Origin of the sequence: uncultured Merdimonas sp. (assembly GCF_963929015.1) — a bacterium.
In the GTDB taxonomy this organism is placed as follows: Bacteria; Bacillota; Clostridia; order Lachnospirales; family Lachnospiraceae; genus Merdimonas.
The window spans coordinates 117106-141186 of record NZ_CAWVHE010000001.1 but is presented as its reverse complement, the minus strand read 5'-3'; the positions used below and the strand labels follow the sequence as shown (position 1 = coordinate 141186).

Genomic DNA, 24081 nt, shown 5'->3' with positions numbered 1-24081 from the left:
CACTAGATCGCGTGTTGCAAGTGCTTCAGGCTGAAGCTGTTTTTGTTTTTTAATAATTTTTCCATCGTATTTTTATTCGGGTCTGAGTGTTCCAGTTCTCTGGCCAAACCGCCAGGCGGTCTTCGTCAGGGTAGACGGGCTGACGACCGGGACTTTGTCGGAACCGGAGGCGGCCCATATGCACTGCGCCCGGAACAGCTCCCGGATCAGAACGACCGAGGCAAAGGAAAACTTCAGTTTTTCCCCAGGCGTCTCCATCGTACACGGCGCCGGCAAAGTAAGTGAAGAGAAAATATATCATCAGTTGTTCCGTGATGATATCTGTAAACACATGGCGGAATGCAGCGTCTGCGTGTTCGGGGATCTCAAGGCCAAAGAGCGCTTTCTCCGCGTTTGTTCGGAAGATAGTCCAGCCCGGGCGCAGGACTTCCAGCTGATCCAGGGTGTGAAACAGGTTCTTCAGCGTCCGCCGCCGAAGCTGCGGGGAATCCCCGGAGGCCTCCAGATCGTCAAGCTTTTGTCTGGAAACGGTTCCAGATGTCTGGCGTATCGTAGCGGGCGAACAGGTCATCGCACTGAAAAAGGGTGTTTCTGTGGATGCAGACCTGAAGATCGTGCGCCAGGGCCAGACAAACTGCAAGCCGCAGATCCAGGGGCCGCTCCCGGTCTTTTAAGATGCGAAAGAGCAGGGCGCGGGGCATCGGTGAGCTTGGTAAAGAGCAGAAAATCAAAGTCCGGGTCGTTTTCTCCTTTTTCATTTTCCATATGAAGAAAACGGACGGGTTCTTTGCATCCCAGGATCAGCCTGGCTGCAGCCGGGCAGGATAAGGACAAAGAGATCTCCCTTAGGCCTTCAAATTCTTCGGGTATGGCGCGGGTAGCTGCGGCAGGTCTTGCAGAAGGCGTTTTCTCCGCCGCCCTCCAGGTAAAGATCGCACAGATTCGTTTCGTTGAGAAAGGCACAGCGTCCGCCGTCGTACTGGCGAAATACAGACTCTTCCCAGTCGATCTCGTTGTAGAGACGGGCGCCCAGCGCCCCTTTCGTCTTTCTGTATTTTTTCAGAGAGGCAGGATCGATCTGAATCTGCCAGCCGGCACAGCAGGTGTCGGGGCAGCTGCCGCCCAGGCATTGAAATTTCTTAAAATAATGTGGAACAGTATATCGCATATTTCCTCCGTATCATAAATATCTTTCAGTCCATTGGTCTTTATTATAACGCCTGTGAGGAGCTGACACAATACTCACAAAAAAGCAGTTCACAGAAATACCACATTTTTCTCATGGTTTCACCACATAAATTTCATAGTTTTGGATTATATTGGTAGCACCGGCGGGCCTTTTCGGCCTGATCGAAAACAATATCTGTACGGGAGGAATCGAAGTGATAGAAGTAAGGCATCTGACGAAGCGTTACGGAAAACATCTGGCCGTGGACGATCTGAATTTTACCGTGGAAAAGGGTCAGATCTATGGATTTCTGGGACCAAACGGGGCAGGGAAGTCTACCACAATGAATATTATGACAGGGTATCTTGGGGCCACCAAAGGGGAGGTCCTAATCGACGGCCACGACATTTTAAAGGAACCGGAAGAGGCGAAGCGGTGTATCGGGTATCTGCCGGAACAGCCGCCGGTCTATCCGGAGATGACGGTGGAAGAGTATCTGCGGTTTGCGGCAGAGCTGAAAAAGATCCCGGGAGCAGAGCGGGAAGCGCAGCTGGAACGTGTGATGTGCCTTACCGGCCTGGAAGGAGTAAAAGGGAGGCTGACCGCCAATCTGTCCAAGGGGTATCGCCAGAGGGCGGGACTTGCCCAGGCCATTCTGGGATTTCCGCCGATCATCATCCTGGATGAACCGACGGTGGGGCTGGATCCGGCTCAGATCATAGAGATCCGGCAGCTGATCCGCCGTCTGGCAAAAGATCACACCGTGATCTTAAGCTCGCACATCCTGGCGGAGATCCGGGAGGTCTGCAGCCACATTCTGATCATATCCGAAGGAAAGCTTGTGGCCAGTGATACGCCGGAGAATCTGGAACGGACCATGAGCGGGACCGGACATGTGGAGATAGAAGCCAGAGAAGAGAAACATAAAGTGGAAGAAATCCTGTCGCGCATGGACGAGATCCGCTCTGTGGACTGCGAGGTTCTGGAAGACGGCACGGTAAAGGCAAGGATTGAGGCAAAGGGAGCAGAGGATATCCGGGAGCAGTTGTTTCTTACTTTTGCCGGGGAGGGGATCCCTCTTCGGACGCTGCGGCTTGAGAAAAGGACGCTGGAAGAAATCTTCCTGAAGCTGACGCAAAACTAAAAGGCAGGGAGGTATTACAGGTGAAAGCAATCTATAAACGGGAGTTAAATTCATATTTTCACACCATGATCGGCTATGTATTCATTGCCTTTCTGGTGGCTTATACAGGGGTGTATTTTATGGCATATAATCTGAACTATGGCTATCCGTATTTTTCCTATGTCCTTTCCGGAGTACTCTTCATCCTGCTGATCGCCGTGCCGGTCCTGACCATGCGAAGTTTTGCGGAAGAACGAAAAAATAAGACGGACCAGCTGCTTTTGACCGCGCCTCTTGGACTGACCAGGATCGTACTTGGGAAATATTTTGCAATGGTTACGATCCTGGCAGTCCCATGCCTCATTTATCTGATATTTCCGCTGATCATCAAGGCTCAGGGGACGGCGTATATCAAGACAGATTATCTGTCGATCCTGATGTTCTTTCTGCTGGGCTGCGTTTATATTTCCATTGGTCTTTTCGTCTCGTCTCTGACGGAAAGCACGATCATTGCGGCCATTGCCACCATGGGCATCCTGATGGTCCTCTATCTGTGGAGCGGGATCCTAAGTTTTCTTCCTTCCGGGACAGTCACGGATATTCTGGGGAAGCTGGAGCTGAACACCTATCTGACGTCGATTACAGAAAGCAGCTATCTGGACATGAGCGGAGTGATCCTGTATCTTTCGCTGATCGTTGTTTTTCTGTTCCTGACTGTGCAGATGATACAAAAACGGCGATGGGTATAGGAGGATGTCATGAAAGAAAAAATCAATCATATCAAGCGTCTTTTGCTGGAGAAGAAGACTATCTGGAAACATGGCGGATACAGCGCCGGCGCAATCCTTCTTGTGATCGGGATCGCGGTTCTTATCAATATGATCGCAGGGAAGATGCCGGAAAATATCCTGCACCTGGATGTCAGCGACAACCGGATCTATGAGATCACAGATACCAGCCGGGAGCTTTTGGAGGATCTGGATCAGAAAGTAACGTTTACGGTTTTTGCGGAAAAAGCATCGGTGGACGACCGGATCCTGACATTTCTGGAGCGATATACCGCGCTTTCTGATCAGATTTCGGTAAAGTGGGTGGATCCGGTCCTGCATCCGTCTGAACTGACAGAAAATAACGTAGAAGCAGATACGATCCTGGTGTCCTGCGAAAAGACAGAGAAATCTACGGCCATTCCATTTACGGATATCCTGGTGACGGATGAATATTCGTATTACACCACGGGAAGCACTGCGGCTTCTGAATTTGACGGAGAGGGTCAGTTTACCAGCGCCGTCAATTATGTGACAAGTGAAAGCCAGAAAAAGATCTACTATACGACCGGCCACGGAGAGTCCGCGTTCTCTGCTTCTGTGACAGATCTTCTGGAAAAGAACAATATGGAAGAGGAAGAAATCAATCTTCTGATGACCGGACAGATCCCGGAGGACTGCGATCTGTTGTTCCTGTATGCTCCTACAACGGACATCTCGGAAGATGAGGCTGCTCTTCTGAAAGAGTATCTTGCGTCGGGAGGGAGCGTATATCTGATGCTTTCTTCGGAAGGCGGCGAGGATACGCCCAATCTGGACGGACTGATGCAGGACTATGGCATGACAAGGGCGGAAGGATACATTGCGGACATGTCCCGGAATTATCAGGGGAATTATTATTATATTTTCCCGGAGATCAGCGCTTATGACGAAATGGCTGAAGGCCTGTCTTCCAATATGGTTCTTCTTACCAATTCCAGGGGCATGACCCTTACGGACCCTGAGTCGGACACCATTACCGTATCTTCCTTTATGGATACTTCGGAGCAGGGGTATGCCGTGACCCAGGACAGTCAGACAGAAGGGACATACAGTCTGGGCGCTGTGGCAGTGCAGACGCAGTCTGCGGAAGATACCGAAGAAGAGGAAGAAGGAGAAGAAGATCTGAAAGAGGGGCGTTTTACTGTGGTGGCGGCCGACAGCCTGATAAACGCCCAGATCACCGATGCCTTTTCTACTCTGGAAAATCTGGATCTTTTCAGCAATACGATCTCGGCCAATTTTGAAGATGTGCAGAATGTGGCCATCGAACCCAAGAGTCTGGAAGTGACCTATAATACGATGCAGCATGCGGGGATCTTAAGCATTGCGCTGATCATCTTCCTGCCTCTTGTAATCCTGGTATTTGGTCTGGCGCGCTGGTGGAAGCGCAGAAAAGCTTAGCAGAATCTGGAAAGGAGAAGGATTCATGAAAGAAAGGAAAATGCTGATCTTGCTGGCTGCGGCTTTTGTGGCGCTGATCGGCTGTTATGTGGGGATCGAGGTCTGGAATGAGGAACAAAAAGAGGCGGCCGACGCAAAAGCGGAGGCGGAAAAGATCTTTCTGACAGATGCAGAAGAACTAAAAGAAATATCCTGTACCAGCGGGGATCAGAGCCTGGGCTTTGTGAAACGGGACGGGGAATGGTATTATGACGAAGACAGTCAGATTCCTGTCAATCAGGACGCTGTAGACGGACTGGCGGACGCGGTGACGGGACTTACAGCAGTCAGAGAACTCAAAGATCCGGACGAGGCGGCGGACTATGGCCTGGAGGAACCTTCCAGTACGATCCGGTACCAGACGGAGAAAGGAAAGACAGCCTATATCTACATTGGTGATCAGACAGGAGAAAACTATTATGCAAGAACAGATGATTCGGACAGCATTTATACCATTTCCGATGATCTGCCATACCGGATGGATTACGATCTTGGCGAATATGTCCAAAATGACAGTGTTCCGTCCATTAGCAGCGGCAATCTGAAAAAGGTAGAAGTGACCGGGAACGGAACTTCCGTCACCTATGAAGAAGAGGATGCTCTTACAGAGCTGGCCGGTGGGTTTGGAACCTTAAGTCTTACCAGCCCTGTGGTTTTTCATGCAGAGGCGGAAGATCTTGTGGATTACGGACTTGACGAGGCGTCCCGGGAGAGCGCGGCGGCAACCTATCAGGATACGCAGACCGGAGAAAAAGAAACCTTTACCGTGTATTTTGGAGATACGGATGAGGACGGGAACCGTTATGCGATGGTAAAGGGCTCTGTCCTGGTCTATACTGTCAGCCAGAGCGTGGCGGACAACTGCCTGACCGTCGAGGAGACAGACGATGCGGACGATGTGAATGCTGCGGACGATGCGGATGACGCGGAGAATACGGAAGAAGGCGCAGAAGAATAAAAAATAGTTCAGGAACCCTGCTTTTTGTGATACAATCAGGATGTTGTTTGTAATCATTTACCAGTTGGGAGGCAATAGCATGAAGACAAATACATCCAGAATGCTGAAGCGAGCGGAGCGTTTCCAGGTAATCCTGATCGGAGAAGGTCTGGTGGTGGGAGGGATCGCAGGGTTTGTGGTTCTTTTGTACCGGATGGCTCTGGAAAATGCAGGGAAATGGATGCGTTTTTTTCTGGAAGCTGCAGCAGGGAATCCGGTACGGATGGCGCTCTGGTTTGCAGTCCTTCTTTTTCTTGCCTGGATCGTGGCGAAGCTTGTGTGTTTTGAACCGATGATCTCAGGCAGCGGCATCCCCCAGCTGGAAGGAGAAATGGCGGGAAAGCTTTCCCAGAAATGGTGGCGGGTTCTCCCGGCAAAATTTCTGGGAGGCTTTTTGTGTATTTTCGGAGGTCTGGCGCTGGGAAGAGAAGGCCCTTCGATCCAGCTGGGAGCCATGGTGGGACAGGCAGTGTCCAGGGGACTGGACCGGGGAAAGACAGAGGAAAAGTTTTTACTGACCTGCGGCGCCAGCGCAGGTCTTGCGGCGGCTTTCCACGCGCCGCTTGCAGGGGTCATGTTTTCTCTGGAAGAAGTGCATAAAAACTTTTCGGCTTCGGTACTGGTGTCGGCCATGGCGTCGGCCCTGACTGCGGATTTCCTGTGTTCGACGGTGACCGGGTCGGATACGGTTTTTCAGTTTGAGATCTTTCATGTGCTGCCGCCCGGATATTATGCCCTGATCGTGGGCCTTGGAGTGGCGCTTGGGGTGTTTGGAGCCTTTTATAACTGGTTTACACTGAAAGTTCAGCAACTTTATCAGAAGGCCCGGTTCCTCGGGCAGACCGGAAAGATTATGATCCCTTTTCTGATTGCCGGGATCCTTGGATTTACAGCGCCTGAGCTTCTTGGCACCGGACATCTTCTGATCGAGGATCTGACAGGAGAAGGGATGGCGCCGGGGCTGATCCTGTTTCTTCTGGCGGGAAGATTCCTGTTTTCGGCGGTAAGTTTTGGATCAGGCGCTCCCGGAGGCATCTTTTTTCCGCTGCTGGTGATCGGAGGACTTGCAGGCGGGGCCTACGCGCATGGGGCCGCGGCGCTTTTTGGTCTGGATCTTTTGTATCTGAATAATTTTGTGCTGCTTGCCATGGCCGGATATTTTTCCGCCATTGTCCGGGCGCCGCTGACCGGGATCATCCTGATCTTTGAGATGACAGGATCCCTAAGTCAGATGCTGTCCCTGTCGATCGTGGCGGTGACGGCTTATGTGACTGCGGCGCTGCTGGGATCCAAACCTATCTATGAAAGTCTGCTGGAGCGGATCCTTGCCAGACAGGGAAGAAAGGAAACTTATGTACACGGGCAGAAGGTTCTGCTGGAATATGTGGTGGAAAAAGGCAGCGTTCTGGACGGCAGACGAATCGGAGATCTGGAGTGGCCAAAAGGTTGTCTGCTGGTGGCAGTGCAGCGGGGAGCCCGGGAGCTGATCCCCAGGGGAAGGACGATCCTGCAGGTAGGCGATATCCTTGTGGCCATGACCGATGAAGAAAACCAGGCGTTTCTGAATGACTGTCTGGAAAAACTCTGCAGCCAGTCTTTTGAGAACTGACCGGACAAAAGCGGGCAGAAAGACACAGGGAAGCATGCGCTGCAAGAGACGGTGTAGACAGAGAGCGCGTAATTGTGGTACAATGCTTGGGTATGAGAAAAAAACTGTTGAGAAAAAGATAAAGGAGAGGTCAGCAATATGGGTGGTTTTTTTGGCGTAGCATCAAAAAGAGACTGTGTACTGGAGCTTTTTTACGGCGTAGATTATCATTCTCACCTGGGAACCAGACGCGGAGGAATGGCAACTCACGGGGAGGGCGGATTTAACCGCGCGATCCACAATATCGAAAATTCTCCGTTCCGGACAAAGTTTGATCACGACGTAGCGGAGATGAAAGGAAATCTGGGGATCGGGTGTATCTCCGATTACGAACCGCAGCCCCTTCTGATCCAGTCTCATCTGGGCAGCTTTGCAATCACAACCGTGGGCAAGGTGAACAATTATGAAGAGCTGTTACAGCAGCTGTATGAAGGAGAGCATTCCCATTTTCAGGAAATGACCAGCGGACAGGTCAATGTGACTGAACTGATCGCAGCTCTGATCTGCGAGAAGCCTACGATCGTAGAGGGGATCCGTTATGTCCAGGAAGTGGTGGACGGTTCGCTGACTCTGCTGTTAATGACCAAAGATGGAATTTATGCCGCCAGAGATAAATATGGAAGGACGCCGCTTGTGATCGGCCGCAAAGAAGACGGATACTGCGTGTCTTTTGAAAGCTTTGCCTATATCAATCTGGGATATATCGACTATAAAGAGCTGGGGCCTGCCGAGATCGTCTATGTAACGCCGGAGGGCGTGGAAACGGTGGGAGCTCCGGGAAAAGAAATGAAGATCTGCTCATTCCTGTGGGTATACTATGGATATCCCACATCTTCCTACGAGGGAGTCAATGTGGAAGAGATGCGTTACAAATGCGGAAGTATGCTGGCAAAAAGGGACGGAGACAGTGTACACCCGGATGTGGTTGCAGGCGTTCCGGATTCCGGCATCGCGCACGCCATCGGATATGCCAATGAATCCGGCATTCCCTATGCAAGACCTTTTATTAAATATACACCGACCTGGCCAAGGTCATTTATGCCTACCAACCAGAGCCAGAGAAATCTGATCGCCCGGATGAAGCTGATTCCGGTGCATGCACTGATCGAGAACAAAAAACTGTTGCTGATCGACGACTCGATCGTCCGGGGAACCCAGCTTCGGGAGACCACAGAGTTCCTGTACCAGAGCGGAGCAAAGGAAGTTCATGTACGGCCTGCCTGCCCGCCCATTATGTATGGCTGTAAGTATCTGAACTTCTCCCGGTCCAAATCCGAGATGGAGCTGATCGCAAGACAGATGATCCGCAAGAGAGAGGGGGACAACTGCTCCCAGGAGGTACTGGACGAGTACGCCAATCCCTGCACCTGCCGCTACGCGCAGATGATCGAGGATATCCGCAAACAGCAGAACTTCACCACCTTAAGGTATCACCGGCTGGACGACCTTCTGGCATCTATCGGTATCGAACCCTGCAAGGTATGTACCTATTGCTTCGACGGAAAAGAATAAAAAGAAATCAGATACAGGATTCCCTGCCGGAACAGCTGCCGGCAGGGAATTTTTTATACTGGCGCCAGATGAAAGTCTCAGGGGAAAGTACTTCTGATAATTTCAGAAAACTTTCACAATTCTTTTTGGATTGTTGATTTTAAATTGTCTGGAGAAATGTTATAATGACAGTAAATTAAACAGGATGTTTCGGAGGATACAGATGGAAGGGTTTGTCACATTAAAAGATGTGAAAAAAATATATCAGATGGGCGAAGTAAAGATCATGGCCGCGGCGGGCATCAATTTTGAGATCCGGCGCGGCGAATTTGCTGTGGTGGTAGGGCCAAGCGGCGCTGGAAAGACCACAGTCTTAAATATCCTTGGAGGTATGGACACGGCCACGGAAGGAGAGATCCTGGTAGACGGGGAAGACATTGCAGAGTATTCGGCCAGGCAGCTGACTGCCTACCGCAGAGATGACATCGGGTTTGTTTTTCAGTTTTATAATCTGGTGCCGAATCTGACCGCTCTGGAAAATGTAGAGCTGGCGCTTCAGATCTGCAGGGATCCGATGGATGCCCGGACCGTGATGGAGGAAGTTGGCCTGGGCGACCGGATGGATAACTTTCCGGCACAGCTGTCAGGAGGCGAACAGCAGAGAGTGTCTATCGCAAGAGCGCTGGCCAAGAATCCGAAACTTCTGCTGTGTGACGAACCGACAGGAGCATTGGACTACAATACCGGAAAATCCATTCTTAAGCTTTTGCAGGATACCTGCAGGGAAAAGGGGATGACGGTAATCCTGATCACCCACAATTCGGCCATCGCTCCGATGGCTGACCGGGTGATCCATATCAAGAACGGAAAAGTAGAAAAAATAGTCGAGAACGATCATCCGGTGTCGGTTGAAACGATCGAGTGGTAGGCGGATGAAATGATAAGGAAGAACGGCGGCAGGGGAGAGAGAAAACGCCGCAGGAAATGAAGAAGCAGGGGTCATGTCAATGAGCAGAAAAGCATCACAGAAAAATTTTTATAGAGAGATCCGGAAAAGTCCGGGGCGGTTTTTGTCCATTTTTTTTATTGTGGCAATGGGCGTAGCGTTCTTTTCCGGCATCCGTTCTTCTGAGCCGTCCATGCGGATCACAGGAGACGCTTATTTTGACGAGGCAGATCTGATGGACCTGCAGGTGATGAGCAGTCTCGGACTGACCGAAGACGACGTTGCCGCTTTTGGGCAGATTGATGGAGTGGAGCTGGCAGAAGGAGCCTACAGCGCGGATTTCCTCTGTGATAAACAGGACCGGCAGGATGTGTTCCATGTGATGTCCCTGACAGAGAAGGTCAATCATCCGGACATTCTGGAAGGAAGGATGCCCCGAAGGACAGGGGAGTGTTTGATGGATGCCGATATGGGATATCGGGTAGGGGACACGGTCACCCTGAAGTCCGGCACAGATGATCCGCTGGAGGATACGCTGAAGACGAATAAGTTTGAGATTGTGGGTCTTGCCAGCAGTCCCTGTTATGTGTCTTTTGAGCGGGGAAGCGCTACCATTGGAAGCGGCAGTATCAGTGGATTTATACTTGTGCCTGAGGAAACATTTTCTCAGGAAGTCTATTCAGAAGTTTACATAAAAGTAGAAGGGGCAGAAGAAGAGACTGCCTACACAGAGGCCTATGAAGAAAAGATAGAAGCTGTAAAGGACCGGGTGGAAGATCTTACCGGAGAACGGGGCAAGATCCGTAAAAACGAGATCCTTGCAGAAGCTGAGGAAGAGATCGAGAAAGGACAAAAAGAACTGGACGAGGGGCAGGCAGAGGCGGATCAGGAGCTTGCGGACGCGGCGGCAAAGATCGCGGACGGAGAAACCCAGCTTTCTGATGCCAGAACAGAGCTGGCAGACGGAAGAAAACAGCTGGAGGATGGAAAGGCAGAACTCGTATCCGGCCAGCAGGAGATTGACAGCGCCAGAAAGCAGTATGAGGACGGTCTTGCAAAATGGAAGTCCGGACAAACGGAATATGAAAATGGTCTGGCAGAATATGAAGCCCAAAAGCCTGCGGCTGAGGCGGCCATCCGGGAAGGAGAAGCACAGCTTTCAGCTTCCAGACAGCAGTTGGATGAGGGATGGGCCGGGTATGAGACACTGACCGGCCAGATCACGGAACTGGATACACAGATTGCAGGATTGCAGCAGCAGATCCAGATGCTGGAAGAGCAGATCCAGGCAGCACAAGAGGGGCCGGGCGAAGAGACGCCGGAAGAGCCGGGCGAAGAGACGCCGGAAGAGCCAGGCGAAGAGACGCCGGAAGAGCCGGGCGAAGAGACGCCGGAGGAGTCGGGCGAAGAGACACCGGAAGAGCCAGGCGAAGAGACGCCGGAAGAGCCAGGCAAAGAAGCTGCAAGAGCGCCCCAGGGACTCCTGGAAGAATTAATGCAGCAGCTGGCAACAGCCAGAGCGACCCTTGAACAGCTGGAGACAGGAAGGGAGTCTCTTCGTGTCATGGCAGAAGAGACTTACCAACAGCTGGAGTCCGGCGAAGCGGCTTACCAGGCCGGCAAAGAAGAATTAGAAGCCGCCAGAGGGCAGCTGGCAGATGGGGCGGCAGAGCTGGCTAATGCAAAAGCGACGCTGGATGCTTCCAAAACACAGCTGGACAGCGCGCTTAGCCAGATCACGTCTGGTCAGAAGAAGATTGATGACGGCTGGGCAGAGATCCATACTCAGGAGCGGAAACTGGAGGATGGAGAGGCCAGGATCCAGGAGAGCGAGACTGAGCTTGCGGATGCAAAGCAGGAATACGAAGAAGGAAAGACAGAGGCGGAAGCAGAGCTTGCAGATGCAAGGGAAGAGCTTGCAGATGCAAGAGAAGAGCTGGAAAAGATAGAGGATCCCACCTGGTACATCAATGACAGGGGGAGTCTTCCCGAATATGACGGGTATGGAGAGAACGCAGACCGGATGCGGGCCCTGGGAAGAGTGTTCCCGGTACTCTTCTTCCTGGTGGCTGCACTGATCAGTCTGACCAGTATGACCCGGATGGTGGAAGAACAAAGAATCGAGATCGGAACCATGAAGGCGCTGGGATATGACCGGTTCACGATCGCTGCAAAATATCTGGGATACGCCCTGATCGCGACGGTAGGAGGCAGCATCCTGGGCGTGCTGTTTGGCGAGAAAGTATTGCCCTATATCATCATATATGCTTATGGTATCCTGTATCAGCACATTCCGGAGATCCTGGTGCCTTATGACTGGAGTTATGCGGGAATGGCTTCGGCAGCAGCCCTTGCCTGTACCATGATCGCAACCTGGTATGCCTGCTATAAAGAGCTGGGAGACCAGCCGGCAGTCCTTATGCGGCCGCCTGCGCCCAAGATCGGGAAACGGGTATTTCTGGAACGGGTGACACCGGTCTGGAGGAGGCTTAATTTTACCTGGAAGTCTACGGTACGGAACCTGATGCGCTATAAGAAGCGGTTTTTTATGACAATCTTCGGGATCGGAGGCTGTATGGGCCTGATGCTGGTAGGGTTTGGACTTCGGGATTCTATTTATGAGATTGCAGACCTTCAGTATGAAGAGATCCAGACCTATGACGGAAGCGCGTATCTGCAGGATGACGTTACAGAAGAAGACCGGGAGTGCCTGGATGAATTTATGCAAGAGGACCCGGATGTCACCCGTCATATCAACGCCTATATGATGAATGTGACCCTGGAAAACGCGGGACATGAACACGAAGCATATCTGACGATCCTGGCAGATACAGACCAGGTGGGAAATTATTTCAGTTTCCACGACAGAGTCAGCGATGAAGAATACCATCTGTCCGACCACGGAGCCATCATCAGCGAAAAGACCGCGAAGCTTCTGGACGCGGAAGCAGGAGATACACTCCTTTTGGAAGATGACGACGGCGGAACGCACGAACTGAAGATTGAGCATATCTGCGAAAACTACATGGCTCATTATATTTATATGACGCCTGCGTACTATGAAGAAGTCACCGGAGAGCCGCCGCAGTACAACTGCATCCTGTTCCAGATGGATCCGTCCTATACAAAAGATGAGATGGAGGAGGCCGGAGAACGGATTGTATCCAGAGATGAAGTCTTAAGCGTTACTTATATGCACGACATTGAAAAACAGCTGGATGATATGCTGGGCAGTCTGAATCTGGTCATTGTGGTTCTGATCATCTCCGCCGGAATGCTGGCGTTTGTAGTGCTTTACAATCTGAATACCATTAACATCACGGAGCGGCAAAGAGAGCTTGCAACGCTGAAGGTTCTGGGCTTTTACGATCTGGAGGTGGCAGAATATGTTTATCGGGAGAACATTCTCCTGACCTTTATCGGCGCCGGCGTGGGCGCCCTGCTGGGAAAGGTGCTGCATTTATTTGTGATCGAGACCGTAGAAGTGGATGCAGCCATGTTCGGACGGATCATTCATCCATCCAGCTATCTGTACAGCCTGGCATTTACCATCGTGTTCTCCATGATCGTGAACTTCGTTATGTTTTATAAACTTCGGAAAATCGACATGGTAGAATCACTGAAAAGCATAGAATAGAAGAAGAGTGGACCAGGAAGCGGGCACCTGCCATGGCAGGTGCCTTTTCTTTTGTTTCTTTGGAGGATCAGGCGCTGACCAGTCACGGGTTGTCAGCACTCTTGTAAAAAGAGTGCTAATTTTTGGTTGACAATTGTTTTCTGTGGTATTATCATATCCTGTAGATGGAAAAAACGGGGGTTTCCCGCAAGGATAAAACAAAGAATAATAGGAGTGATAATGATGGCAGCAAAAAAAGGTAGCTTATCAATCAGCAGTGAAAACATATTTCCGATCATAAAGAAATGGGTGTATTCTGATCACGATATTTTCGTGCGGGAGATGGTATCCAACGGATGTGACGCCATCACCAAACTGAAAAAACTGGATATGATGGGAGAGTACCAGCTTCCGGACGACTATAAGCCGGCCATCCGGGTGGAAGTCAACCCGGAGGAAAAAACTCTGAAGTTTATAGATAATGGTCTTGGTATGACTGCCGATGAGGTGGAGGAATATATTACCCAGATCGCATTTTCCGGCGCCACAGAGTTCCTGGAAAAATATAAGGATAAAACGACAGAAGACGACATGATCGGCCACTTCGGACTGGGATTTTACTCTGCATTTATGGTGGCGGATGAAGTGCATATCGACACCCTTTCTTATAAAGAAGGCGCGAAGCCGGTTCACTGGGTCAGCCAAGGCGGCACAGAGTATGAGATGGATGAAGGTTCCAGAACAGAGGTGGGATCAACCATGACCCTCTGCCTCAATGACGACAGCCTGGAGTTTGCCAATGAGTACCGTGTCAGAGAGGTGCTGGAGAAATATTGTTCTTTCATGCCGGTGGAGATCTTCCTGTCCAAAGAACATGCGGATCCGGAGTACGAAACCATCGACGAGGCGGATCTGAAGGATGACGATGTAGTGATCGAACGGATTCATGAAGACGCCAAAATGGAAGAAAAAGAAAAGGAAAACGGCGAAAAAGAGATGGTAGAGGTAGAGCCGGCAAAGGAGAAGGTAAAGATCCAGAAGCGCCCGGTATCATTAAGCGATATCCATCCCCTGTGGACTAAGCACCCCAATGAGTGCAGCGATGAGGATTACAAGGACTTCTACCGCAAAGTGTTCCTGGATTACAAGGAGCCATTGTTCTGGATCCACCTGAATATGGACTATCCCTTTAATCTGAAAGGAATCCTGTACTTCCCGCGGATCAATACGGAGTATGACTCTATCGAGGGAACCATCAAGCTATACAATAATCAGGTATTTATCGCAGACAATATCAAAGAAGTGATCCCGGAATTCCTGATGGTATTAAAGGGCGTGATCGACTGCCCGGACCTGCCGCTGAACGTGTCCAGAAGCGCGCTGCAAAATGACGGATTTGTCAATAAGATCGCGGATTATATTGCCAGGAAGGTGGCAGACAAGCTGGCCGGCATGTGCAAGACCAAGAGAGAAGACTATGAGAAATACTGGGACAGCATCAGCCCGTTCATCAAGTTCGGATGCCTGAAGGATGAGAAGTTCTGCGACAAGATGAAGGACGCCATCCTCTTTAAGAACCTGGATCATAAATATCTGACACTGAAGGATTATGTGGAGGCAAACGGCGGAACTCTGGAGAAGCCGGAGGAAGAAAAGAAAGAAGAAACCGGCGAGAACGGTGAAAATGAAGAGAAGACGGAGGAACAGAAGACCACGATCTTCTATGTGACCGACGAGATCCAGCAGAGCCAGTATATCAACCTCTTTAAGAGCCAGGGAGAGGACGCGGTGATCCTGGGCCACAACATTGACTCTCCATTTATCACTCTTCTGGAGCAGAGATATCCCACGATCCAGTTCCAGCGCATTGACGCTGATTTGAGTGATCAGTCCAAAGAGGAAGTGGGAGAGGAAGAAAAAGAGGCATTCCAGAAGAAGGCAGACGATCTGACCGAGATCTTCCGCAAGGAGCTTGGCAATGACAAACTGGAAGTCAAGACCGAGAAGCTGAAAGATGAAAAAGTAGCCGCCATGATCACCCTGTCCGAGCAGAGCCGCCGGATGCAGGAAATGATGAAAATGTACGGCATGGCCGATATGGGCATGGGAATGGGCGGAGAGGTTACGCTGATCCTGAACGCCAACCATCCGCTGGTGCAGTATGTATCTGAGCATAAGGACGGAGAAAACACCGGCATGATCTGCAGGCAGCTTTACGATCTGGCTATGCTGGCCCATAAGCCGCTAAGTCCGGAAGAAATGACTGCATTTGTACAGAGAAGCAATGAGATTATGATGCTTCTGACGAAATAGAGTGGCGGATCGGAAGTACAAATGATAAAGGAAAAACAGTAAAAAGGAAAGATCCCGGAAATGCAGCAGAAAAGCTGTCATTTCCGGGATCTTTTAAAAACTGGGATACAGGCCGTCCCAGACAATCCTGCGGTAGTTTTCCCGGTCAGTGGCTCCTTCCGTAGAAAAGCAGAGGATCCGGGAATCCGGTCCAAGCCCAAGGGTGTCCCGCATTTCCCGTAAGGCCGGACGGGTCAGTACTTCTGTCACAAATCCGGTGGTGGCAGCGCCGCTTTCTCCGGAGATGACTCTTGGATCGCTGCCGGTCGGATTCCCAAGGACGCGCATCCCTCTGGCTGCCACATGATCCGGCATAGAGACAAAATAATCGGCGTGATCCTGCAGGATTTTCCATCCGATGGTACAAGGCTCTCCGCAGGCCAGACCTGCCATGATCGTCTGCATATCGCCGGTTACAAAACGGGGATTCCCATCGCCAGCCAGCGCGCTCTGGTAGATACAGTCCGCCTTGTCCGGTTCTACGATGGTAATGACAGGGCGGCTGCCACCATAATAATCACTGAAAAATCCGGCGACAGCTCCGGCCATGGCGCCGACGCCTGCCTGCAGAAAAATATGGGTCGGTTTATCTGCGCCCAGTTGCCGGAGGGTTTCCAGGGCCATGGTGGTATAGCCCTGCATGATCCAGGAGGGGATGTCCTCGTATCCTTCCCATGCCGTATCCTGGACCATGACCCAGCCGTACTTTTTGGCGCAGGTATTGGCGTAGCGCACGGCGTCGTCATAATTAAGGTCTGTGATCGAGGCGTCCGAGCCATGGGAGCGGATATTGTCAAGGCGCTCCGAGGAGCTGCCCTTTGGCATAAACACCACGCTTTTATGTCCCAGACGGCTGGCGGTCCAGGCAATGCCCCTTCCGTGATTTCCGTCCGTCGCGGTTACAAAGGTAAGCGTCCCGGTTTTTGCGTGGATCTCTTTGCTGACGATTTTTTCAAACGAAAGCCTGGAAGGATCGATCCCTGCCAGTTCTGCGATATATTTGCCAAGACAATAGCTGCCCCCTAACACTTTAAAGGCATTCAGGCCAAAGCGATAGCTTTCATCTTTGACATAAAAACCGGCAACGCCCAGATATTCAGCCAGGTTTTGCAGATTTACCAGGGGCGTCGGTGCGTATTCCGGGAAACTGCTGTGATACTGTAAAGCATTTCTGGCGGTTGCTTCACCAAACAGAGAAGTGGAAGATAAGTTTTTTTTCCTGGAATGGTCGAGATGGACCATGTGAATAACGTCTTTCATTTCTGCCATCCATTTTCATCCAGTGAAATTCCGGGAGCCATCTGTTCCAACATACCTCCGGCATATCGGTCCCATTCCCGTTCCAGAGATTTGTCCATGCGGAATGTGTGGAGAGATACGCCGGTGACACAGGTAAGATGGGTTCCGTCATAGTGAAAGTTTAGATACAGTCCCTGGATCTCTTCCGGCCGGTAGGAGGAGACAAGGCCGCGGGAGGAAAGAAAAGAGGCGAGTTCCTCCGGAGACAGGGACAAAACGATCCGAAAGCTCAAAGGAGTCCGTTTCCCCCGGATCAGCTGAAAACAGAAGTCCCGCACGTCTTTCCAGCGGGAGTAGGAAGATTCCGGCGGAGTGTCAAAAAAATCCTTCTGAAGAAAGCCGTCGATCTCAAATGTATTAAAAGTGGTGATCTTACCTTCTATAAATAAGAAGGAGTCAAAGGTCTCCAGAAGGAGAAGATGGGACATGCAGATTTTCGGTGATAACGCGATGATATTCATGAATGGCTCCTTTACAGACATATGATATGCAATGATTATACCACATGTTTGACTTTTACAGGGAAAAACAGTACAATATTTTAAATGTGATTTTTTGCCTTACTTCCTTCCTGCAGCAGGAGGGATGTGGGGGTTACAGATAGGAGAATCAGAAACGGATCATGGAAGTACACAAGAGAAAACCGCTTGTTTTCCGGACTGCGATCCTTGCGGCAGCGATCCTTGCGGCGGCAGGGATCGCTCTTTTGACCGTCCGGCTGACAGAGCAGAAGCCGGATACCGATGAAGGGCTGAAAAGGCTTCAAAGTCTGGAAAAGGCAGACGTGGTACGGGTGGATCAGAAGATCCAGGAGCTGGAAGCGGCAGAGCGGGCCGCCGATGAGGCCTGGGCGAACCGGCCGCCCAATGAGAAGTTTGCAAATGCCCTGGTGCTGGGGGATTCCATTACCCAGGGACTTTCGGAATACGGAGTGCTGGACGCCGGCCGTGTGCTTGCACAGAGAGGGGCAGGCGTGGTCAATGGAAACGGTGAAGAAATGAGAAACCAGACGGCCCGGGCAAAATCGCTGGCGCCGCAGGTGCTTTTTCTGGCATATGGGATGAATGATATGAAGGTGACGGATCAGGCGTCTTTTCTTAAGGCTTACCGGGAGATGCTGGAAGACTTAAAAGCGTCCCTTCCGGCAACGAAGATCTGTGTCAACAGCATTCTGCCGGTGCGGCAGCAGACGGCCCAGGCAAATCCCGCCTATGCCAATATCCCGCAGTATAACGAAGGATTAAGAGCTTTGTGTGAAGAACTGGAGATTCTTTTTATTGACAACACGGATCTGGTAAAAGAAGAATACTACGCGGGGGACGGGATCCATATGTCCCCGTCCTACTATACAGACTGGGTAAACCGCATGGCGGAGGTCGCAGGATTATAATGAAGAAACAAGGAAGATACAATATCGACGTGCTGAATCTTTTGAAATATTTTATGGTTCTGGTGTTCATCGTTTATATTGCCGTTCTGCTTGCCGGTCAAAGCGCAGATGACGTGCCGGTGAAAAAGCTGGAAACGGAGATCCTGAAGGCAACCGGTACAGACGGGATGAAAAAGGGAACAACGCAGGACCTGAAGCGCTATTACGGGCTGAATGCCCAGGATTACGAAGGGGCAGTGCTCTATATTCCGGATGATGTGATGAGCGTCAGCGAGCTTCTGATCCTGCGCCTGAAGGACGAGTCCCAGGCAGAGGCGGCAGAGGCGGCGGCAGAGGAGCGGCTGGAGACCCAGAAGAAAAGCTTTGAAGGATATGGGGCAAGTCAGACCGGACTTCTCAATGGAGCGATTCTTACGACCAGGGGCAATTATGTGCTCCTGACAGTTTCGCCGAAGGCAGACCAGGCGCTGGCAGCTTTTGAAAATAGTTTGTAAAGGAACAGGAACGGTATGTTATTTAGCAGTATCGTATTTTTATTTACATTTTTGCCGATCATATTGATTTTGTATTACGGGCTTCCAAAGCGGCTGAAAAACCCGGTGCTTCTCCTGGGAAGTCTGGTTTTTTATGCCTGGGGAGAACCGGTCTATCTGTTTCTGATGATCTTTTCCATCCTGTTTAACTATATCTGCGGGCTGGATATTGCAAGAAATGCAGGGGACAGAAGGGCGGCGAGGAAGAGTCTGATCTTTACTGTGGCGGTCAATCTGTGCGTGCTTGGATTTTTTAAATATGAAGGGTTTGTGCTGAACAGTCTGAATGTAGTGCTGCCGGTAGAGATCCCGTTCCGGGAAGTGGCGCTGCCGGTGGGAATCTCCTTTTACACCTTTCAGATCCTTTCGTATATCATAGACGTATACAGGGGCAATGTTCCGGTGCAGAGAAATCTTATGGATTTCGCGCTGTATGTGACCATGTTTCCGCAGCTGATCGCCGGACCTATCGTAAAATACGCGGAAATTGACCAGCAGCTCCATGTACGCAAGGAGACGTTTGGACGCTTTGGCGAAGGTGTTATGTTTTTTATCCGGGGGCTTTCCAAAAAGGTGCTGCTTGCCAACTCTATCGGCATGGTCTATACGGACGTGGCGGCCATGGCGCCTGGGGATGTGTCTGTGGCAACGGCATGGCTGGGATGTCTGGCCTACACCTTCCAGATTTATTTTGATTTCAGTGGCTATTCCGATATGGCGGTTGGACTTGGGAAAATGTTTGGCTTTGACTTCCCAAAGAACTTTTTCTATCCTTACATTTCCAGAAGCATTACAGAATTCTGGAGAAGGTGGCATATTTCCCTTAGCAGCTGGTTCCGGGAATACCTCTATATTCCGCTGGGAGGCAACCGGGTGTCTGTGCCGAAGCATATCCGTAATCTCCTGGTGGTATGGCTTCTGACGGGATTATGGCACGGAGCTGCCTGGAACTTCGTGGCGTGGGGACTGTACTATGGTGTGATCCTGATTGTTGAGAAATATTTTCTTGCTCCTTTTCTGGAGCGGCTTCCGGCGGCGTGCAGGCATGTATACTGCATGGTGCTGGTTATGGCAGGCTGGGTCCTGTTTTTCAGTCCTTCTCTGGGAAGCGCCGGAGAATATCTGAAGCTGATGCTCGGCCTGGGAGGCAGCGGATTCCTGGACAGGGAGGCCTTATATCTTTTGTTTTCCAATCTGGGCCTTTGGATCATCCTTGGATTATCCTCTACGCCAGTGGTGTTTACGCTTTATGAAAAGTTTCTCGGGCGGAAAAGGAAAACGGCAGACGTACTGATCTACGGGGGAATGTTTCTTCTGTGCGTTGCCTACCTGGTAACGGAAACTTACAATCCCTTCTTATATTTTCGGTTTTAGGAGCGATTATGATAAAACAAATTTGGGGCAGATGGAAAAAACAGCATAGAAAAATCAAGATGGCACAGATGTTTCTGGCTCTTCTCGTGCTGATCTGCGGGCTGAATCTGGCAGTTCCGGACCGGGAGTCTTCGGAAAAAGAGAACCGTGTCCTGGAACAAAGACCAGAGCTTACGCTTTCCGGTATCAAAAGCGGCAGATTTATGGAACAGTATGAGGCGTATCAGTCTGACCAGATGGCAGGACGAGACCTGTGGGTACAGCTGAAGACCCACACAGACCTTCTTCTTGGCAGGCGGGAATCCAACGGCGTATACAAGGGAAAAGACGGGTATCTCCTGGAAAAGATCGGGACGCCTTCTCCGGAACAGATGGAACAGAACCTGAAGGCGATGCGGGGATTTCAGGAAACATACCCGGACATCCCCATGTATATGATGCTTGCGCCCAATGCGGCAAATGTACTTTCCGACAAGTTGCCTGCGTTTGCAGTGACTAGGGATCAGGATCAGGATTTTGAAAAGATCCGTAAGTCTCTGGGAGATTCGTTTGTCTGGGTGGATGTAAAAAGCGCTCTGGATGAGCATAAAAAGGAAGAGATCTATTACCGTACCGATCATCACTGGACGACGCTGGGAGCGAAGTACGGATATCAGGCGCTTGCGGAAGCGATGGGCCTTGACCGGACCAAAGAGCCGGAACTGGTTCCTTATGCAGTCAGCAATTCCTTCAACGGAACCCTTTCTTCCACCAGCGGATATGAGACCGGACGCCGGGAGACCATCTGCGTCTATCTGCCGGAGGATGAGAAGGCGGGGCCGGAGGTGGTGGTCACGGATCCGCAGGAGCAAAAAAAGACCGCTTCCCTGTATGATGCTTCCAGACTGGAAGGGAAAGATCAGTACGCCATGTTTCTTGGAGGAAATACCGGGATGCTGGATATCCGGACGACCGCGGACAGTACCAAAAGGCTTCTGCTTTTGAAGGATTCTTACGCCAACTGTCTGATTCCCTTCCTTACGCCACATTTCCGGGAGATCCTGGTGGTGGATCCCAGATATTATTATGGCGATATTCATCAGCTTATGCAGGACAACAAGATCACAGAGGTGTTGTTTTTGTATAATGGCAATACATTTGTAGAAGATAACAGTATCAGCGGAGTATTGGAAAATGACGAGACTGAATAAATATCTAAGTGAGGCAGGGATCTGTTCCCGCCGGGAAGCGGACCGGCTGATCCAGGCCGGGAAGGTGACGGTAGACGGCCGGAAGGCCGTGCCCGGCATGCAGGTGGAGCCGGGACAGGTGGTAAAGGTAGGGAAAAAAGAGATCCGTGACAGAAACCGGAAAGTTGTGCTGGCCGTCTACAAGCCGGCAGGGATCGTATGTACCGGGGACCAGAGAGAAAAGAGAAATATTATCCGATATCTGGATTATCCGGTCCGGCTTACCTATGCCGGCCGGCTGGATAAGGATTCGGAAGGCCTTCTTATTATGACCAATGACGGAGATCTGATCGATGGCATGATGCGGGCCCGGTTTGGCCATGAAAAGGAATACAAGGTGACGGTGGACCGGCCGGTGACCGAAGAGTTTTTAAGGAGGATGCGGGAAGGCGTACACATCCGGGATGAGGAAAAGGGGCTTAATGAAGTGACCAGGCCCTGCCGGGCGGAGGCTTTGGGGAAATATACGTTTTCCATCACGCTGACCCAGGGGCTGAACCGGCAGATCCGCAGAATGTGTGAAGCCTGCGGATACAAAGTAGAAAAGCTTCTTCGGGTGCGGATCGTCAATATCCGTCTCGGGAAGATGAAGCCCGGAGACGTCAGAGAATTAAGTAAGCAGGAGTTAGAGGAATTATATGGACAGATCAAAGCAGGCCAGGATGCAGGAACTGGTAGAGATTTTAAATGAAGCAGGGAAAGCGTATTATCAGGACGCCCAGGAGATCATGAGCAACTATGAGTATGACAGGCTCTATGAGGAACTCCTTTCTCTGGAACAGGAACTGGGCACCACCCTTTCCAACAGCCCCACGGTCAATGTGGGATATGAAGTGCGAAGCGAGCTTCCCAAAGAGCGCCATGAAAGCCCTATGCTGTCACTGGATAAGACCAAGGACGTGGCGGAGCTGGAAGCATTTGCAGGGGACCAGGAGGTTCTGATGTCCTGGAAAATGGACGGGCTGACGATCGTACTTTCCTACCGGGATGGAGAGCTTTACAAAGCGGTGACCAGAGGAAACGGTGAAGTAGGCGAGGTGGTGACCGCAAATGCAAAGGTCTTCCGGAATCTGCCCCTTCGCATCCCCTTTCAGGGAGAACTGATCCTCCGGGGCGAGGCGGTGATCGGCTACCGGGATTTTGAGAAGATCAATCAGGAGATCGCCGATGTCGATGCGAAATACAAGAATCCGCGGAATTTGTGCAGTGGCTCGGTGCGGCAGTTAAATAGCGAGATTACTGCAAAACGCAACGTAAAGTTTTACGCCTTTACCCTGGTGAAGGCAGAAGGCGAAGACTTTCACAATTCCAGAAAAGCACAGATGGAATGGCTGAAAAGCCAGGGGTTCCAGGTGGTGGAATATCGCATGGTCACAAAAGAAACGGTACGAAGGACTGTGGAGGAGTTTGCGGCCGGGATCGCGGACAATGATTTCCCCTCCGACGGGCTGGTGCTGACGTATGAGGATATCGCTTACGGCGCTTCTCTTGGGAGGACGTCCAAGTTTCCCCGGGATTCTTTTGCTTTTAAGTGGGCTGACGAAGTCCGGGAAACCAGACTTCTGGAAATTGAGTGGAGTCCTTCAAGAACAGGGCTGATCAATCCGGTAGCAGTGTTTGAACCGGTAGAACTGGAAGGGACGACGGTAAGCCGCGCCAGCGTCCACAACATCAGTATCATGGAAGAGCTGGAGCTTGGAACTGGCGATACCATAGAGGTCTACAAAGCCAATATGATCATTCCGCAGATTGCCCGGAATCTGACCCGCAGCGGGGTGAAGGACATTCCCAAAGTCTGTCCGGTGTGCGGCGGTCCCACACAGATCCGTCAGGACGGGAATGCGAAGACGCTTTACTGTGCCAATCCGGACTGCCAGGCAAAGCACATCAAATCTTTCGCCCTTTTTGTAAGCCGGGACGCTTTAAATATTGAGGGATTGTCGGAAGCAACACTGGAAAAATTCATAGCAATGGGGTATATTAAAGAATATGCAGACATTTTCCATCTGGATCGCTATCAGGAAGAGATCCGGGGAATGGAGGGATTCGGGGAAAAATCATACCAGAATCTGAAGGACAGTGTGGAAAAGGCAAGGGTCACAACTCTTGCGCGGGTGATCTACGGGATCGGTATTCCGGGTATCGGTCTTGCCAACGCGAAAGTAATCTGCAAAGAGTTTCGGAATGATGTGGAAGCCATGCTCCGGGCTGACCGGGAGGATTTAAGCGCAATCCCCGGCGTGGGTGAGGTGCTGGCAGGAGCTTTTGTGGGATATTTTGCACAGAAGGAGCATGTGGAACAATTCCGGAGACTTCTGGAGGAACTTCGGATCCCGGAAGAAACTGTTGAAAAGAAGCAGATCTTTGCAGGCGTAAATTTTGTGATCACCGGGAGCGTGGAGCATTTTTCCAACCGGAGCGAGGTAAAAGAACTGATCGAGAGTCTGGGGGGGAAAGTGACAGGCTCTGTGACATCCAAAACAAGTTACCTCATTAATAATGATGTAACTTCCACATCTTCCAAAAATAAAAAGGCCAATGAGCTTGGAATCCCCATTATTTCAGAAGAAACATTTCTTCAGATGATCCAAAGGGAAGAAGAGCCGGAAGCTTAGGAAAAAGCAGACCAGAGAACATAGAAAACAAAGTAGATTGAGGAAGGATAA

The 24081-nt window shown here is 50.9% G+C and carries 20 protein-coding genes; 15 read left to right on the top strand and 5 right to left on the bottom strand.

The genetic code is table 11. The annotated features are described in order from the left end of the window. Window positions 1–72: 72 nt before the first annotated feature. From ABGT54_RS00670 to fliB, 3 genes are all read right to left on the bottom strand, one after another. Window positions 73–258 (bottom strand): hypothetical protein, encoded by a 186-nt coding sequence (locus ABGT54_RS00670; RefSeq protein WP_346662393.1) that lies wholly within the window; start codon window positions 256–258, stop codon window positions 73–75. A 251-nt stretch (window positions 259–509) separates the two neighbouring features. Then, entirely contained in the window at window positions 510–758 is a 249-nt protein-coding gene (locus ABGT54_RS00665; protein WP_346662392.1) for a hypothetical protein, read from the bottom strand. 95 nt (window positions 759–853) lie between these two features. Continuing rightward, on the bottom strand, window positions 854–1168 hold the full coding sequence (gene fliB / locus ABGT54_RS00660) for a flagellin lysine-N-methylase (RefSeq protein WP_346662391.1): 315 nt from the start codon (window positions 1166–1168) through the stop codon (window positions 854–856). A 214-nt stretch (window positions 1169–1382) separates the two neighbouring features. On the opposite strand from fliB, the gene ABGT54_RS00655 reads away from it, so the two are divergent. The 9 genes from ABGT54_RS00655 to htpG all read left to right on the top strand — a co-directional run bounded on the left by ABGT54_RS00655 (window position 1383) and on the right by htpG (window position 15551). Next, the gene (locus ABGT54_RS00655; protein WP_346662390.1) at window positions 1383–2312 is read left to right on the top strand and encodes an ABC transporter ATP-binding protein; all 930 of its coding nucleotides are present in this window, start codon (window positions 1383–1385) and stop codon (window positions 2310–2312) included. A gap of 20 nt (window positions 2313–2332) precedes the next feature. Beyond that, window positions 2333–3040, top strand: a complete 708-nt coding sequence (locus tag ABGT54_RS00650; protein ID WP_346662389.1) for an ABC transporter permease — start codon at window positions 2333–2335, stop codon at window positions 3038–3040. Window positions 3041–3049: 9 nt separating this feature from the next. After that, a complete protein-coding gene (locus tag ABGT54_RS00645) occupies window positions 3050–4501 on the top strand; it encodes a GldG family protein (RefSeq protein WP_346662388.1) in 1452 nt (483 codons plus the stop codon). Window positions 4502–4526: 25 nt separating this feature from the next. Further along, entirely contained in the window at window positions 4527–5498 is a 972-nt protein-coding gene (locus ABGT54_RS00640; RefSeq protein ID WP_346662387.1) for a DUF4340 domain-containing protein, read from the top strand. A gap of 79 nt (window positions 5499–5577) precedes the next feature. Then, window positions 5578–7146 (top strand): ClC family H(+)/Cl(-) exchange transporter, encoded by a 1569-nt coding sequence (locus ABGT54_RS00635; RefSeq protein WP_346662386.1) that lies wholly within the window; start codon window positions 5578–5580, stop codon window positions 7144–7146. A gap of 138 nt (window positions 7147–7284) precedes the next feature. Then, a complete protein-coding gene (locus ABGT54_RS00630) occupies window positions 7285–8697 on the top strand; it encodes an amidophosphoribosyltransferase (RefSeq protein WP_346662385.1) in 1413 nt (470 codons plus the stop codon). A 202-nt stretch (window positions 8698–8899) separates the two neighbouring features. Beyond that, window positions 8900–9604: an ABC transporter ATP-binding protein gene (locus ABGT54_RS00625; RefSeq protein WP_346662384.1), complete on the top strand. Its 705-nt coding sequence runs from the start codon at window positions 8900–8902 to the stop codon at window positions 9602–9604. A 79-nt stretch (window positions 9605–9683) separates the two neighbouring features. Then, complete coding sequence (locus tag ABGT54_RS00620; RefSeq protein ID WP_346662383.1) at window positions 9684–13259, top strand: FtsX-like permease family protein; 3576 nt, start codon at window positions 9684–9686, stop codon at window positions 13257–13259. 222 nt (window positions 13260–13481) lie between these two features. After that, window positions 13482–15551, top strand: a complete 2070-nt coding sequence (gene htpG / locus ABGT54_RS00615) for a molecular chaperone HtpG (RefSeq protein ID WP_346662382.1) — start codon at window positions 13482–13484, stop codon at window positions 15549–15551. Window positions 15552–15644: 93 nt separating this feature from the next. Here htpG and dpaL read toward each other — a convergent pair whose 3' ends face one another. Both dpaL and ABGT54_RS00605 read right to left on the bottom strand, forming a co-directional pair. Further along, window positions 15645–16859 (bottom strand): diaminopropionate ammonia-lyase, encoded by a 1215-nt coding sequence (gene dpaL / locus ABGT54_RS00610; RefSeq protein ID WP_346662381.1) that lies wholly within the window; start codon window positions 16857–16859, stop codon window positions 15645–15647. Then, window positions 16847–17350, bottom strand: coding sequence for a DUF5721 family protein (locus ABGT54_RS00605; RefSeq protein ID WP_346662380.1), 504 nt, complete (start codon window positions 17348–17350; stop codon window positions 16847–16849). The genes dpaL and ABGT54_RS00605 overlap by 13 nt, the downstream gene beginning before the upstream one ends. 161 nt (window positions 17351–17511) lie before the next feature. Here ABGT54_RS00605 and ABGT54_RS00600 point away from each other — a divergent pair, with 161 nt between their 5' ends. The 6 genes from ABGT54_RS00600 to ligA are packed head-to-tail and all read left to right on the top strand — an operon-like array spanning window position 17512 to window position 24030. Next, the gene (locus tag ABGT54_RS00600; protein ID WP_346662379.1) at window positions 17512–18279 is read left to right on the top strand and encodes a GDSL-type esterase/lipase family protein; all 768 of its coding nucleotides are present in this window, start codon (window positions 17512–17514) and stop codon (window positions 18277–18279) included. Beyond that, the gene (locus ABGT54_RS00595; protein WP_346662378.1) at window positions 18279–18773 is read left to right on the top strand and encodes a DUF4358 domain-containing protein; all 495 of its coding nucleotides are present in this window, start codon (window positions 18279–18281) and stop codon (window positions 18771–18773) included. Before ABGT54_RS00600 ends, ABGT54_RS00595 begins: the two co-directional genes overlap by 1 nt. Before the next feature lie 15 nt (window positions 18774–18788). After that, window positions 18789–20186 carry an MBOAT family O-acyltransferase gene (locus ABGT54_RS00590; RefSeq protein WP_346662377.1) on the top strand — a complete coding sequence of 466 codons (1398 nt, stop codon included), beginning with the start codon at window positions 18789–18791 and terminating at the stop codon, window positions 20184–20186. Window positions 20187–20194: 8 nt separating this feature from the next. After that, a complete protein-coding gene (locus ABGT54_RS00585; protein ID WP_346662376.1) occupies window positions 20195–21376 on the top strand; it encodes a DHHW family protein in 1182 nt (393 codons plus the stop codon). Then, window positions 21360–22106, top strand: a complete 747-nt coding sequence (locus ABGT54_RS00580; RefSeq protein WP_346662375.1) for a pseudouridine synthase — start codon at window positions 21360–21362, stop codon at window positions 22104–22106. Before ABGT54_RS00585 ends, ABGT54_RS00580 begins: the two co-directional genes overlap by 17 nt. Continuing rightward, on the top strand, window positions 22054–24030 hold the full coding sequence (gene ligA / locus ABGT54_RS00575) for an NAD-dependent DNA ligase LigA (protein ID WP_346662374.1): 1977 nt from the start codon (window positions 22054–22056) through the stop codon (window positions 24028–24030). Before ABGT54_RS00580 ends, ligA begins: the two co-directional genes overlap by 53 nt. Window positions 24031–24081 lie beyond the last annotated feature (51 nt).

Coding starts and splice junctions, on each gene's coding strand:
- ABGT54_RS00670 (WP_346662393.1), bottom strand. CDS start 258: ATGGAGACGCCTGGGGAAAAACTGAAGTTTTCCTTTGCCTCGGTCGTT.
- ABGT54_RS00665 (WP_346662392.1), bottom strand. CDS start 758: ATGAAAAAGGAGAAAACGACCCGGACTTTGATTTTCTGCTCTTTACCA.
- fliB (WP_346662391.1), bottom strand. CDS start 1,168: ATGCGATATACTGTTCCACATTATTTTAAGAAATTTCAATGCCTGGGC.
- ABGT54_RS00645 (WP_346662388.1), top strand. CDS start 3,050: ATGAAAGAAAAAATCAATCATATCAAGCGTCTTTTGCTGGAGAAGAAG.
- ABGT54_RS00640 (WP_346662387.1), top strand. CDS start 4,527: ATGAAAGAAAGGAAAATGCTGATCTTGCTGGCTGCGGCTTTTGTGGCG.
- ABGT54_RS00635 (WP_346662386.1), top strand. CDS start 5,578: ATGAAGACAAATACATCCAGAATGCTGAAGCGAGCGGAGCGTTTCCAG.
- ABGT54_RS00630 (WP_346662385.1), top strand. CDS start 7,285: ATGGGTGGTTTTTTTGGCGTAGCATCAAAAAGAGACTGTGTACTGGAG.
- ABGT54_RS00625 (WP_346662384.1), top strand. CDS start 8,900: ATGGAAGGGTTTGTCACATTAAAAGATGTGAAAAAAATATATCAGATG.
- ABGT54_RS00620 (WP_346662383.1), top strand. CDS start 9,684: ATGAGCAGAAAAGCATCACAGAAAAATTTTTATAGAGAGATCCGGAAA.
- htpG (WP_346662382.1), top strand. CDS start 13,482: ATGGCAGCAAAAAAAGGTAGCTTATCAATCAGCAGTGAAAACATATTT.
- dpaL (WP_346662381.1), bottom strand. CDS start 16,859: ATGGCAGAAATGAAAGACGTTATTCACATGGTCCATCTCGACCATTCC.
- ABGT54_RS00605 (WP_346662380.1), bottom strand. CDS start 17,350: ATGAATATCATCGCGTTATCACCGAAAATCTGCATGTCCCATCTTCTC.
- ABGT54_RS00600 (WP_346662379.1), top strand. CDS start 17,512: ATGGAAGTACACAAGAGAAAACCGCTTGTTTTCCGGACTGCGATCCTT.
- ABGT54_RS00595 (WP_346662378.1), top strand. CDS start 18,279: ATGAAGAAACAAGGAAGATACAATATCGACGTGCTGAATCTTTTGAAA.
- ABGT54_RS00590 (WP_346662377.1), top strand. CDS start 18,789: ATGTTATTTAGCAGTATCGTATTTTTATTTACATTTTTGCCGATCATA.
- ABGT54_RS00585 (WP_346662376.1), top strand. CDS start 20,195: ATGATAAAACAAATTTGGGGCAGATGGAAAAAACAGCATAGAAAAATC.
- ABGT54_RS00580 (WP_346662375.1), top strand. CDS start 21,360: ATGACGAGACTGAATAAATATCTAAGTGAGGCAGGGATCTGTTCCCGC.
- ligA (WP_346662374.1), top strand. CDS start 22,054: ATGGACAGATCAAAGCAGGCCAGGATGCAGGAACTGGTAGAGATTTTA.